At 72.8% G+C, this 13,032-nt stretch carries 13 protein-coding genes; 7 read left to right on the forward strand and 6 right to left on the reverse strand.

Going from position 1 to position 13,032, the window contains the following annotated elements; genetic code table 11:
* Positions 1-214 precede the first annotated feature (214 nt).
* The 5 genes from VGP36_22285 to VGP36_22305 all read left to right on the forward strand — a co-directional run bounded on the left by VGP36_22285 (position 215) and on the right by VGP36_22305 (position 6,455).
* The gene (locus VGP36_22285; protein HEV7657438.1) at positions 215-1,546 is read left to right on the forward strand and encodes an extracellular solute-binding protein; all 1,332 of its coding nucleotides are present in this window, start codon (positions 215-217) and stop codon (positions 1,544-1,546) included.
* A gap of 95 nt (positions 1,547-1,641) precedes the next feature.
* Entirely contained in the window at positions 1,642-2,484 is an 843-nt protein-coding gene (locus tag VGP36_22290) for a sugar ABC transporter permease (GenBank protein ID HEV7657439.1), read from the forward strand.
* 1 nt (position 2,485) lies between these two features.
* Positions 2,486-3,379: a carbohydrate ABC transporter permease gene (locus VGP36_22295; protein HEV7657440.1), complete on the forward strand. Its 894-nt coding sequence runs from the start codon at positions 2,486-2,488 to the stop codon at positions 3,377-3,379.
* A 2-nt stretch (positions 3,380-3,381) separates the two neighbouring features.
* Positions 3,382-5,493 (forward strand): glycoside hydrolase family 3 C-terminal domain-containing protein, encoded by a 2,112-nt coding sequence (locus tag VGP36_22300; protein HEV7657441.1) that lies wholly within the window; start codon positions 3,382-3,384, stop codon positions 5,491-5,493.
* Positions 5,403-6,455: an aminoglycoside phosphotransferase family protein gene (locus tag VGP36_22305; GenBank protein ID HEV7657442.1), complete on the forward strand. Its 1,053-nt coding sequence runs from the start codon at positions 5,403-5,405 to the stop codon at positions 6,453-6,455. The genes VGP36_22300 and VGP36_22305 overlap by 91 nt, the downstream gene beginning before the upstream one ends.
* On the opposite strand, the gene VGP36_22310 is transcribed toward VGP36_22305, so the two are convergent.
* Together VGP36_22310 and VGP36_22315 are read right to left on the reverse strand one after the other, a co-directional pair.
* Entirely contained in the window at positions 6,433-7,164 is a 732-nt protein-coding gene (locus VGP36_22310) for a hypothetical protein (GenBank protein ID HEV7657443.1), read from the reverse strand. The two genes, VGP36_22305 and VGP36_22310, sit on opposite strands and share 23 nt — an antisense overlap.
* Positions 7,161-7,859 (reverse strand): dienelactone hydrolase family protein, encoded by a 699-nt coding sequence (locus tag VGP36_22315; GenBank protein ID HEV7657444.1) that lies wholly within the window; start codon positions 7,857-7,859, stop codon positions 7,161-7,163. The genes VGP36_22310 and VGP36_22315 overlap by 4 nt, the downstream gene beginning before the upstream one ends.
* 102 nt (positions 7,860-7,961) lie before the next feature.
* Between VGP36_22315 and VGP36_22320 the strand changes: the two genes are divergently transcribed.
* Positions 7,962-8,507 (forward strand): isochorismatase family cysteine hydrolase, encoded by a 546-nt coding sequence (locus VGP36_22320; GenBank protein HEV7657445.1) that lies wholly within the window; start codon positions 7,962-7,964, stop codon positions 8,505-8,507.
* Here VGP36_22320 and VGP36_22325 read toward each other — a convergent pair.
* Positions 8,504-10,216 carry a dihydroxy-acid dehydratase gene (locus VGP36_22325; GenBank protein ID HEV7657446.1) on the reverse strand — a complete coding sequence of 571 codons (1,713 nt, stop codon included), beginning with the start codon at positions 10,214-10,216 and terminating at the stop codon, positions 8,504-8,506. The genes VGP36_22320 and VGP36_22325 overlap by 4 nt on opposite strands.
* Positions 10,217-10,259: 43 nt before the next feature.
* Between VGP36_22325 and VGP36_22330 the strand changes: the two genes are divergently transcribed.
* Entirely contained in the window at positions 10,260-11,267 is a 1,008-nt protein-coding gene (locus tag VGP36_22330; protein ID HEV7657447.1) for an alcohol dehydrogenase catalytic domain-containing protein, read from the forward strand.
* On the opposite strand, the gene VGP36_22335 is transcribed toward VGP36_22330, so the two are convergent.
* The 3 genes from VGP36_22335 to VGP36_22345 form a co-directional block, all read right to left on the reverse strand.
* On the reverse strand, positions 11,268-11,813 hold the full coding sequence (locus VGP36_22335; protein ID HEV7657448.1) for a hypothetical protein: 546 nt from the start codon (positions 11,811-11,813) through the stop codon (positions 11,268-11,270).
* A 39-nt stretch (positions 11,814-11,852) separates the two neighbouring features.
* Positions 11,853-12,725 (reverse strand): LLM class F420-dependent oxidoreductase, encoded by an 873-nt coding sequence (locus VGP36_22340; GenBank protein HEV7657449.1) that lies wholly within the window; start codon positions 12,723-12,725, stop codon positions 11,853-11,855.
* Positions 12,726-12,845: 120 nt separating this feature from the next.
* Positions 12,846-13,032, reverse strand: a 187-nt coding sequence (locus VGP36_22345) for a DoxX family protein (protein ID HEV7657450.1), incomplete at its 5' end; no start/stop codon positions are given.

A 13,032-nucleotide genomic window follows, 5' to 3' on the forward strand; every position in this document is an offset into this window, starting at 1 on the left:
ACGCCGTGGAAACCAGTACTGAGACCCTTGACACACCTAACCGGCGTTCCTACGTTAACTGTTGCGATCGCCGATCGAAACAGTCGGGCCCGTACGGAGGGCAGGGGAGTCACGAGCGGATCGGGTCCGGGGCTGATCGCCGCCACCACCCTCAGAAGATCGGCCGCCGCGGGAGGCCGCGGCTCACCAGTACGGAGATGAGCGCGTGGACCCCATGACGACTTCTCGCCGGACCTTCCTCAAGTTCGCGGTCGGTGTGCCCCTCACGGGCGCCGCACTCGCGGCCTGTGGCAGCTCCGGACCCAGCTCGGCCGGTAGCGGCGGCGGCAGCACCGGAAGCGGTGCCAGCTACTGGTACCTGTCCGGGCCGCCCGGCGAGAAGATCCGGACCGACACGGTCAACCGGTTCAACTCGGCCAACCCGAACACGAAGATCAAGGGCACGACGTTCCAGAACGACGCGTACAAGACCAAGATCAAGACGGCCATCGGCGCCGGCCAGTCCCCCACGATCATCTGGGGCTGGGGCGGCGGCGGCCTGCGCAGCTACGTGCAGGCCAACCAGGTCGAGGACCTCACGTCCTGGTTCGGCCAGAACGCGGCGGTCAAGAACCGGCTGTTCCCGTCCTCGTTCGGCGCGGCCACGGTCGACGGCAAGATCTACGCGATGCCGGCCGAGACGGTCCAGCCGATCGTCCTCTACTACAACAAGAAGCTCTTCGACCAGATCGGCGCCCAGCCCCCGCAGACGTACGGCGACATCCTGGACCTGGTGCCGAAGTTCAACGCCAAGGGCATCGCGCCGTTCTCGCTCGGCGGTCAGTCCCGGTGGACGAACATGATGTGGCTGGAGTTCTTCTACCTGCGGCTCGGCGGCAGCGAACTGTTCCAGCGCGTCATGACGGAGAAGGGCGCCTGGTCCGACCCGGTGTCGCTCAAGGGCCTGCAGATGACCCAGGACCTGGTCAAGGCCAACGGCTTCGTCAAGGGCTTCTCGTCCATCACCGCGGACTCCAACGCCGACCAGGCGCTGCTCTACCGCGGCAAGGCCGCGATGATGCTGCACGGCTCCTGGTCGTACGGGATCCAGGTCAGCAACGGCGGCAAGTTCGTTCCCGACGGCGATCTGGGCTGGATGAACTTCCCGTCGGTCGACGGCGGCACCGGCGACCCCGCTGACACCGTCGGCAACCCCGGCCAGTACCTGTCGATCTCCTCCAAGGCCACGGCCGCCGAGAAGGAGACCGCGAAGAACTTCTTCAAGACCGCGGTGCTCTCCCCCGAAGAGAACAAGGAGTGGATCGACACCGGCCAGGTGCCGATCTCGACCGGGACCGAGAGCCAGCTCAACGCGTCCAAGGACAAGGACTTCCTGAACTTCGTCTACGGCATCGCCAGCAAGGCGAAGAACTTCGGGCAGTCCTGGGACCAGGCGCTCGACCCGACCGCGGCCGAGACGCTGCTGGACAACATCTCCAAGCTCTTCCAGCTCTCGATCTCGCCGCAGCAGTTCGCCGACAACATGAACAAGGTCATCGGCCAGTGACGGCACTCGCTCCGGTCGCCGCGCAGGCAACGACAACTGTTCCCACGCGCGGCGACCGGAGCGGGTCGCGCGGTGCGAACGGGTCGGTCGCCTGGATGGTGCTGCCGGCCCTGCTGATCTTCCTCGCGTTCGGGGTCATCCCGCTGCTCGGCGCGCTCGGCCTGAGCTTCACCACCTGGGACGGGATCGGCGCGATCCACCCGTCCGGCCTCACCAGCTGGAGGGCCACCCTCACCGACCCCGGCCTGCCGCACGCGCTCTATGTCACCTTCCTGATCATGGCGTTGTCCTGGGCGTTCCAGACGCCGATGAGCCTGCTGCTCGGGGTGTTCCTGGCCGGCCGGCAGCGCTACCGGGCCGTGCTGGCGGTGGTGTACTTCGTGCCGCTGCTGCTGAGCTCGGCCGCCATCGCGATCACGTACAAGGCCCTGCTGGACCCCAACTTCGGGCTCAGCGCCGGGCTCGGCGTCGGCTTCCTGGCCCAGGACTGGCTCGGCCGGGGCCGGCTCGCCGTCGGCGTCGTGATCTTCATCGTGTCCTGGCAGTACATCCCCTTCCACTCGCTGATCTACCAAGCGGGCGTCCGGCAGATCCCGGTCTCCATGTACGAGGCGGCCCAGCTGGACGGGGCCGGCCGGGTCCGGCAGTTCTTCAGCATCACCCTGCCGCAGCTGAAGTACACGATCATCACGTCCTCGACGCTGATGGTCGTGGGATCGCTGACCTTCTTCGACCTGATCTGGGTGCTGACCGCCGGCGGCCCGGCCGACGCGACCCGGGTGCTGGCGGTGCAGATGTACATCAAGGGCTTCCAGGGCAACCAGATGGGGCCGGCCAGCGCCATCGCGGTGATCCTGGTGTTCGTCGGGCTGGGCCTGGCGCTGCTGCTGCGCCGCCTCGGCGGCGACGCCCGCGAGAGCCAGACGGAAGGAGCCTGAGGTGGCGACCACGCTCACGCCCGACACCGACCAGGCGGGCGAGGCGCCGGGCCGGTCCCACTCCGGCCGGTCCCAGAGCCCGCGGCACTGGAACTGGCCGGGCGGACTGGCCGGCTGGATCTGGCTGGGGATCGTGATCATCCCGATCTACTGGATCATCATCACCAGCTTCAAGACCTCGGCCAACTACTTCTCGGCCAACCCGCTGAAGCCGCCGACGGACCTGACCTTCGAGAACTACAAGCTGGTCATCCAGGAACACTTCATCCGCTACTTCTTCAACAGCCTCGTCGTGACGCTCGGCGCGGTGGTGCCGGCGGTGCTGGTCTCCTTCATGGCGGCGTACGCGATCGTGCGGGGGCGCGGCCGGTTCCTGTGGTCGACCAACGCGCTGTTCCTGGCCGGGCTGGCGATCCCGCTGCAGGCGACGATCATCCCGATCTACCTGATCATCATCCGGCTGAAGCTGTACGACAGCCTGCTCGCGATCATCCTGCCGTCGATCGCGTTCGCGATCCCGCTGTCGGTGCTGGTGCTCACGAACTTCATCCGGGACGTGCCGAACGAGCTGTTCGAGTCGATGCGGGTGGACGGCGCCAGCGAGTGGGGAACGCTGTGGCACCTGGCCTTCCCGCTGTCGCGGCCGGCCCTGGTCACCGTCACCATCTACAACGGACTGATCATCTGGAACGGGTTCCTGCTGCCGCTGGTGCTGACCCAGAGCCCGGAGCGGCGGACCCTGCCGCTGGCGCTGTCCGCGTTCCAGGGGCAATACACGGTCAACGTGCCGGCCGTGCTGGCCTCGGTCGTGCTGACCACGCTGCCGATCCTGGTCCTGTACGTGGTCGGCCGCCGGCAGCTGCTGTCCGGGCTGACCGCGGGCTTCGGCAAGTAAGCGTGTCGTCTCCCGACAGCGCGGCGCCCGGCCCGGCCGCTTTCGACGACGCCGTCACCGCGGTCCGGGCCGGGGCCGATCCCGGTGTCGTCGCCGCGGCGCTGGTGGCGGAGCTGACGACGGCCGAGCGGCTCGGCCTGCTCGACGGGGACGAGCCGTTCTGGACCGGGATGCCGGACATGATGGGCCGGGGCTACAACCTCGAGCCGATCGTGGCCGGCGCCGTACCCCGGCTCGGCATCCCCGGGATCCGGTTCAGCGACGGGCCCCGGGGCGCGGTGATCGGGCGGTCCACCGCGTTCCCGGTGCCGATGGCCCGCGGCGCGACGTGGGACCCCGCGCTCGAGGAGCGCGTCGGGGAGGCCATCGGGGCCGAGATCCGGGCCCAGGGCGGGAACCTGTTCGCCGGCGTCTGCATCAACCTGCTCCGCCACCCCGCCTGGGGCCGGGCCCAGGAGACGTACGGCGAGGAGACGGTGCTGCTCGGCGCGATGGGCGCGGCGCTGGCCCGGGGCGCGCAGCAGCACGTGCTGGCCTGCGTGAAGCACTACGCCGCCAACAGCATGGAGAACGCGCGCTTCCGCGTCGACGTGACGATGGACGAGCGCGCGCTGCACGAGGTCTACCTGCCGCACTTCCGGGCCGTGGTCGAGGCCGGCGTCGGTGCGGTGATGAGCGCGTACAACTCGGTGAACGGGCAGTGGTGCGGGCAGAACCCGGTGCTGCTGACGGAGATCCTGCGCGGCGAGTGGGGCTTCGACGGGTTCGTCATGTCCGACTTCATCTGGGGGCTGCGCGACCCGGTCGGCTCGGTCGCGGCCGGGCTGGACCTGGAGATGCCGTTCGCGCAGCAGCGGGCGCAGGCCCTGCCGGGGGCGCTGGCCGACGGGTCGCTCGATCCCCTCGACGTCGACCGGGCCGCGGTCCGGATCCTGCGGGCCCAGCTCGCGTTCTCAGCCGGACGGTCCACTGTGGACCCGTCGCCGTCCGTCGTGGCCGGGCCGTCGCACCGGGCGCTGGCCCGGGACGTCGCGGCGCGCTCGATGGTGCTGCTGCGCAACGAGTCCGGGCTGCTGCCGCTGTCCCCGGCGACGTTGACCCGGGTGGCCGTGGTCGGGCGGCTGGCCGACGTCGCGAACACCGGCGACCACGGCTCGTCCGACGTCCGGGCGCCGTCGGTGGTGACGCCGCTGGCCGGGCTGCGGGCCGCGCTTCCGGGCGTCGAACTGACCACCGACCCGGCCGGCGCGGACGCGGCGATCGTCGTCGTCGGCTACACCGCCGCCGACGAGGGCGAGTACGTCGGATCCTTCGACCCGGCGCTGGCCGCGCTCTACCCGCCCGCCGACGACCCGTCCGCGCTCGCCGAGCTGGCCAAGGTCTGGGACGACGGCCCGCAGTCGGTCGGCGGCGACCGGGGCTCGCTGCGGCTGCACCCGGCCGACGAGGAGCTCATCCGGGCGACCGCGGCGGCCAACCCGCGCACGGTCGTCGTCATCATGGCCGGCGCCGCGGTGGTGACCTCGCCGTGGGAGTCGGCGGTGCCGGCGATCCTGCTGGCCTGGTATCCCGGCATGGAGGGCGGCGCGGCGCTGGCCGACGTGCTGCTCGGGGACCGCTCCCCCGGCGGCCGGCTGCCGTTCGCGGTGCCGGTGGACGAGGCCGACCTGGTGCCGTTCGACCCGGAGGCGACCGCGGTCACGTACGACCGGTGGCACGGGCAGCGGAAGCTGGACCGCGACAAGGTGGCGGCGGCGTACCCGCTCGGGTTCGGGCTGTCGTACACGACGTTCCGGCTCTCCGACGCGGTTCTGTCGGTGGGCACCGCGGGGATCGAGGTCCGCGCGGTGATCGAGAACACCGGCACCCGTCCGGGCGGGCAGGTCGTCCAGGTCTACGCGCGGACGCCCGAGGGCGACCGGTTCCTGGCCGGCTTCACCCGCGCCGACCTCGCCCCGGGCGAGCGCGTCCCCGTCCGCGTCGAGATCCCGCTCCGCGTCCTCGCCACCCGCCGCGACGGCGCCTGGACCCCACCCACCGGCCACTACGACCTCGACGTCGCCACCCACGCGGCCGACCCAGCCGCCCTCCCCCTCCCCCTGGACCTCCCGTAACTCAGCCCTGGCTCGACCATCTCGTCCGGGCCGGCTTTCCGGGCGCGGCCCCGCTCGGGGCCGGGATGGAGGGGGCGGTCTACCGGCTCGGGGACGGGACGGTGGCCAAGGTGTGGCGGCGGCGGACGCCGGCCGAACTGCTGCTCTGGCAGGCGTACTACACCGACGTGGCCGCGGCCGGCCTGCCGTTCGCGACCCCGGAGATCCTGCGGGTGGACGAGGTCGACGGGACCGCGGTGACGATCGAGCGCGAGCTGCCGGGGCGCCCGCTGGACGAGTGGACGGCTTGGCCGGGCGGTCCCGACGCGGGCGCCGGGTCGGAGGACTCGGCCCGGGACCGGGACCGGCCCGACGCGGACGACGGCGTGCTCGGGATCCTGCGGGCGCTCGCGGGCGTGCCCGGGACGGCGGCGATGCGGGCGTTGCCGGTGCTGGACGAGGACCGGCCGTTCCGGCGGGACGGCGAGGACTTCCCGGCGGCGCTGGCCGGACTGCTGGCCCGCCGGACGGCCCGGTCCGGCGCGCTGCTGCGGGCGCACGTCCCCGACTTCGACCGCCGGTACGCCGCCGTCGCCGACCGCCTGGCCGCGCTCGACCCCGGCCCGGACACGCTCGTGCACGGCGACCTGGTCGCGCCGAACATCCATGTCGACGACACCGGCCGGCCGGTCGCGGTGCTCGACTTCGGCTTCCTCAGCACGGCCGGGGACCCGCGATTCGAGGCCGGGGTCACCGCCGCGATCCTCGACATGTACGGCCCGGACGCCGCCGCGGCCACCGAGACCCGCACCGACCGGTACGCCGCCCGGCTCGGCCACCCGGCGGAGGTCCTGCGGCTCTACCGGGCCGCGTACGGGATCGCCACCGCCGACGTGTTCAGCGCCGACGGCAGCGACGGCCACTTCGCCTGGTGCGTAAGGCGTCTCACGTGCCCCGAGGTCACCGCGGCGCTGGGTCTGTGACGCGGCCGGCCTGCCAGTCCTCCTGGTTGCCGACCTCGTCGACGTCGACGCCGAGCGCGCGCAGCTGCGGCTTCTCCCGCAGGCTGCGCTTGAGCTCGGCGAAACCCGCGAACCCGGCCAGCCCGACGACGTGGTCCCACAACCGCAGCGCGTCCTCGTCCGAGGGCAGCCGGCTGATCACCGGCCCGAAGAACGCCACCCCGTGCGGCGGCTCGACGTGGATGATCGGCGTCCCGACGTCCCGCCCGGTCAGCCCGAGCGCCTCCTCGCCCTCGGCCCGGATGACCGGGTCGAGCGAGGGGTCCTCCAGCGCGTCCGCCAGCGTGGCCGGCAGCCCCGCCGAATCCAGGATCGGCGCGACGAACTCCCGGGTCCCGCGGCGGGCCCGGGTGGGCATGTCGTCGGCCGAGCCGGCGGCGTCGAAGATCGCCGCCCCGAACGCCGCGTACAGGTCGCCGACGGCCGGACGGCCGAGCGTCTCCCGGGTCCGCGCGGCCACCCGCAGCAGCCGCAGCCCCGCGGTGTGCCCGCCCTCGTAGCCGGCCGGGAAGTGGGTGGCGTAGTCGAGATGCTCGTTGATCATCCGCAGCGAGATGAACCGCCAGTCGACGGTGTAGTCCCGCTGCGCCACGACCCGGCGGACCCACTTGCTGGTCATCCACGCGAACGGGCAGGTCGGGTCGAAGTAGAAGTGGAGGTCGGCGCTCATGCCACGTTCGCCGTGAGGAACGCGACCGCACGTTGCCAGGCCAGGTCCGCGCTGTCCTTGTCGTACGTGCCGAGCTTGTCCTTGTCGTTGAGGAACGCGTGCCCGGCCGGGTAGTAGAAGAACTCCACCGGCGCCTGCGACTCGGCCCGGATCGTGGCCTCCTGCTGCCGGGCCTGCTCGACCGGGTAGAACGCGTCGTCCTCGCCGTAGTGGCCCTGGACCGGCGCGGTGATCGCCGAGTACTGCGGGGGCTCGCCGCCGGAGACGCCGTAGAACGGGACGGCGGCGGCGATCCGGTCGCCCTGCTGCGCGGCCATCTGCAGGACGAACCCGCCGCCCATGCAGAAGCCGATGATGCCGACCTTGGCCGAGGTCACCGCGTCGGAGGCGAGCAGGTGGTCGACGGCGCCACCGAGGTCGCGGGCGGCCCGGTCGGCCGGCAGCTCGGACATGAACTTGCCGGCGTCGTCGGCGTCGTGCGCGACCCGCCCGCCGTAGAGGTCCGGGACGAGGGTGACGAGGCCCTCCGCGGCCAGCCGGTCGGCCACCTCGGCCATGTGGTCGTCCAGACCCCACCACTCCTGGATGAGGACGACACCGGGGCCGGACCCGGCGGCCGGCGTGGCGAGATAGCCGTGCGCCTGGTTGCCGTTGCTGGCGAAGGTGACGTTCTGGCGGGGGTTCTCTTCGGACATCAGCGACGCTCTCCTCGGGACTCGATACGCATTCCACTCCCTGTACGGGACGGGCCCGGCCCGCGTTCACCGTCGTCCCGGCCCCGCAGCAGAATCGGACGCATGACTCAGGCGCTGTTGCTCATGGATCTGCAGAACGCGGTCGTCGACCGGTTCGAGGCGACCGACGCGTACCTGGACCGGGTCGTCGCGACCCAGGAACGGGCCGAGCAGGCCGCGGTGCCGGTCATCCTGGTCCGGGTCGCGTTCGGGCCCGGCTACCCCGAGGTCTCGCCGCGCAACAAGATCTTCGCCGGACTCCGGGACCGGCCCGGCATGACCACCGACCATCCCGGGTCCGAGCCGCACGAGCGGCTGCTGCGGGGCAAGGGCGAGATCGTGGTGACCAAGAAGCGGGTCAGCGCGTTCGCCGGCAGCGACCTGGAGCTGATCCTGCGCGCGCACGACGTGACCAGCCTGGTGCTGGGCGGGATCGCGACCAGCGGCGTGGTGCTCTCGACCGTCCGGGAGGCGGCCGACCGCGACTACGAGCTGACCGTGCTGGAGGACCTCTGCCTCGACGGCGACGACGAGGTTCACCGCGTGCTGGTGGGCAAGGTCTTCCCCCGCCAGGCGACGGTCGGGACCAGCGCGGACTGGCGCCCCTAGTGTGAGTCGCGGGCGACCGCGTCCCCGCTCGACCCGATCAGGAAGTCGAGGTCGGCCCCGGTGTCGGCGCCCTGGACGGTGTCGACGTAGAGCCGCTCCCAGCCGCGCCGGGGCGTGGCCAGCGCGGCCTGCAGCGCCGCGGACGGCTCCCGGGCCTCCAGCTCGCCGGCCGGGAGGTCGACCTCCAGCCGCCGCGCGGCCACGTCCAGCACGATCGGGTCGCCGGTCCGGACCCGGTCCAGCGGGCCGCCGGCGGCGGCCTCCGGCGCGACGTGCAGCACCACCGTGCCGTACGCGGTCCCGCTCATCCGGCCGTCGCAGACCCGCACCATGTCCCGGACGCCCGCCCGCAGCAGCTTCGACGGCAGCGGCAGGTTGGCCACCTCGGGCATCCCCGGGTAGCCGCGCGGACCGCAGCCGCGCAGCACCAGCACCGAGTCGGCGTCCACGTCGAGGTCCGGGTCGTCCAGGCGGGCGTGCACGTCCTCGACCGAGTCGAAGACGACGGCCCGGCCGCGGTGCCGGAGCAGGTGCGGCGAGGCCGCCGCCGGCTTGATGATCGCGCCGGCCGGGGCCAGGTTGCCGCGCAGCACGGCGATCCCGGCGTCCGGCTGCAGCGGCTCGGCCCGGGTCCGGATCACCTCCGGGTCCCAGATCTCGCCCGGGCCGAGCTCGTCCACCAGCGGCCGCCCGGTCACGGTCAGCGCCTCCGGGTCGAGCAGGTCCCGGACCTGCCGGAGCACGGCATGCAGCCCGCCGGCCCGGTGGAAGTCCTCCATCAGGTGCCGCCCGGCCGGCTGCAGGTCGGTCAGCAGCGGCACGCCCGAGCCGATCCGGTCGAAGTCGTCCAGCGACAGCGGTACGCCGAGCCGGCCGGCGATCGCCAGCAGGTGCACGACCGCGTTGGTCGAGCCGCCCAGCGCGGCCAGCGCGACGATCGCGTTCCGGAACGAGCCGGCGGTCAGCACCCGGCTCGGGCGCCGCTCGGCCTCGACCATCTCGACCGCGAGCCGGCCGGTCTCGTGCGCGGCCGCGAGCAGCCGGCTGTCCGGGGCCGGCAGACCGGCCGTCCCGGGCAGGGTCGCGCCCAGTGCCTCGGCCAGCAGTCCCATCGTGGACGCGGTGCCCATCGTGTTGCAGTGCCCGCGGCTGCGGATCATCGAGGACTCGGAGTCCAGGAACGCCGCTGCGGACAGGGTCCCGGCCCGGACCTCCTCCGACAGCCGCCAGACGTCGGTCCCGCAGCCCAGCGGCACGCCCCGGAACGTCCCGGTCAGCATCGGCCCGCCCGGCACGACCACGGCCGGCAGGTCGACCGAGGCCGCGGCCATGAGCAGCGACGGGATCGTCTTGTCGCAGCCGCCGAGCAGGACCACGCCGTCGATCGGGTTGGCCCGCAGCATCTCCTCGGTGGCCATCGCGGCCATGTTGCGCCAGAGCATCGCGGTCGGCCGGACCTGCGTCTCGCCCAGCGAGACCACCGGCAGCGTGAGCGGCACGCCCCCGGCCTCCCAGACGCCCTGCTTCACGTGCTCGCCGACCTCGGTCAGGTGGCTGTTGCACGGGGTGAGGTCCGAGGCGGTGTTCGCGATCGCGATCTGCGGCCGGCCGGCGAACGCGGCGGCCGGGGCGCCGCGGCGCATCCAGGCGCGGTGGATGTAGGAGTTGCGGTCCTGACCCGCGTACCAGGCGTCGCTGCGGAGAGCCATGCCCCCGATTCTGCCGACAGCCGGGGACCATGACGCGGTGAGCATGCGGGCGTTCGTCATCACCGGTCCCGGCGCGGCCGAGATCCGCGAGGTCGAGCGGCCGGTGCCGGGGCCGGGGCAGGTCGTCGTCGACGTCGAGCGGGCCGGCGTCTGCGGGACGGATGCGGAGTTCTTCTCCGGCGAGATGGCGTACCTGCACAGCGGGCAGGCCCACTACCCGATCCGGATCGGGCACGAGTGGAGCGGCACGGTCGCCGCCCCCGGCCCGGGCGTGGATCCCGGCTGGGCCGGGCGCCGGGTCACCGGCGACACCATGCTCGGCTGCGGCCGCTGCCCGCGCTGCCGGTCCGGGCGTCAGCACCTGTGCGCCGACCGGTACGAGATCGGCATCCGCGGCGGCTGGCCCGGCGCGCTGGCCGAGCAGCTGCTGGTGCCGGCCCGGGCCCTGCACGCGCTGCCGGACACCGTCGACCCGGCGCTCGGCGCGCTGGTGGAGCCGGGCGGGACCGCGCTGCGGGCGGTCCGGGCCGCCGACCTCGCGCCCGGCGAGCGGCTGCTGGTGCTGGGTCCGGGCACGATCGGGCTGCTGGTCGCGCTGATCGCCGCCGCGAAGGGGGCCGAGGTGCACCTGCTCGGGCTGCCCGGTCCGGGTCTCGGGTTCGCGGCCGGCCTCGCGCCGGCCTGGACGCTGGAGACGCTGCCGGCGCTGCCGTACGACGCGGTCGTGGACGCCTCGACCGCGGCCGCGCTGCCGGCCCTGGCGCTGGAGCGGGTCGAGCCCGGCCGCCGGGTCGTCTACATCGGACTGTCCGGCGAGCCGAGCCCGATCGACACCCGGGCGCTGGTGCTCAAGGACGTCACCGCCGTCGGCGTGCTCGGCGCGTCCGGCGGCCTGGCCAGCACCATCGACCTGTACGCGACCGGCGCCGTCGACCCGCGCCCACTGGTCGCCGCGACCGTCGGGCTCGACGAGGCCGCGGCCGCGCTGGCCGGGCGGCGGGACCCCGGCTGGGGTCCCGGCCCGAAGGTCCACATCGACCCGCGCCGTTAGTCAGGCCCTCCCGAAACGGCGGGTCTGGCGGCCCGGCAGCCCCTTCGCGAAGTGGCTGCGGACCTCCGGCCGGGTCACGAACCAGAGCAGCCCGGCCAGCACCAGCACCTGCAGCCCTTCCAGCGTCCGCATCCAGACCGGGTACGGCGTGAACTGCGCCAGCAGCAGCACGACGATGCCGATCGACCCGAGCAGGATCACCCGCCGGTACGCCCACCGCCGGCCCCGCAGCAGCGCCCGGACCAGGAAGACGTACACGACGCTGACCACGACGTTGCTGATGATCCGGCTGTAGATGCTGACGGTGTAGCTGTGGCGCAGCGACTCGCGCTGGGCCGGGTCGGTGATGTGCCGGTGGTCCAGCTGGTACGCGACCACGCTGTGCCGGGCGATCAGCACCACGATCGTGAGCAGGATCGACAGGCCGAGGTTGGTCAGCAGCAGGACCATCACCGGCCGCAGCGCCCGCGGCGGTGGCGGCCCCTGGGCGTACTCAGGCTCCGGCGGCGGCGGTGGCGCGGGCTCGAACTGGGACATGGTGGTCATTCTGCGCCACCCCGGCGAACCGGGGCGGCGCAGTCCGCCTTACAACTCCGCGACCACCGGGATGACGCGCTCGCCGAGGAGCGTCAGCGGCGTGATCGAGGCGACGTCCGGGACCGAGCCGTGGACGTGGCTGAAGCCGAGGCCGGCCAGCCGGCGCAGCTCCGCGATCAGCTCGTCGACCTTGGCGCCGTCGGGGCCCGGGTCGAGCGTGGTGATCACGGTCTTCTCGATCTCGTCGTAGTCGCGCCCGACGGCCTCGCAGTGCCCGCGCAGCACATCCAGCTTGTGCTCCAGGTCCGGGCCGGAGAACAGGTTGCAGGCGTCCGCGTACTGCGCGACCAGGCGGAGGGTCTTCTTCTCACCGCTGCCGCCGATGAGGATCGGCGGGTGCGGCCGGGTCAGGGCCGCGGGCGAGTTCAGCGTGCGCCCGAGCGTGTAATGGGCTCCCGTGTACGGCTTGTCGTCGCCGCTCCACATCTGCAGGCAGATCTGCAACGCCTCCTCCAGCCGCTCGAACCGCTCGGCCCGGGGCGGGAACGACAGGCCGAGACCGTGCGACTCCTCGTCGTTCCAGGCCGCGCCGATGCCGAGCGCGGCCCGGCCCTCGGAGAGCACGTCGAGCGTGGTGACCATCTTGGCCAGCAACCCCGGCTCCCGGTAGACGACCGCGGTCACCCAGGCCAGCAGCTGGATCTTCTCGGTCCGCGCGGCCAGGTAGCCCAGCGTCGTGTACGCCTCGAGCATGTCGTGCTCCGGCGGCCCGATCATGCCGATCTGCCAGAGGTGGTCCATGACGCTGACCCGGGCGAACCCGGCCTCCTCGGCCGTGACCACGATCCGGGTCAGGTCGTCGGCCAACCCGGCCGGTCCGGCCGGGTAGGTGAAGTCCGCGATGTGCAGACCGATCTTCACGATTCCTCCCGTGCGGCGCCCGTTCGGCGCGCCTCGCGGCCGACCCTACGCCGACCGGAGGTGGCTCCGCATAGCCTCGGCACTCCCTGGCGAGCGACCGCCGATCGTGGTACCGCACGGTCAGGACGGGTACGGACCGAACCGCAGGATCGCCAGGACCAGCGACAACACGCCGAGGACCAGCGGCGGCACGAACTGCTCCTTGCGCCGCACGTGCACCACCACCGCGGCCGCCATCACCAGGGCGAGCCCCACCGCGGCGATCGGGGTGAGGATGGGCGCGATCCCGGTCGCGGCCGGCACGACC

The organism is Mycobacteriales bacterium (assembly GCA_035995165.1).
GTDB lineage: Bacteria > Actinomycetota > Actinomycetes > Mycobacteriales > CADCTP01 > CADCTP01.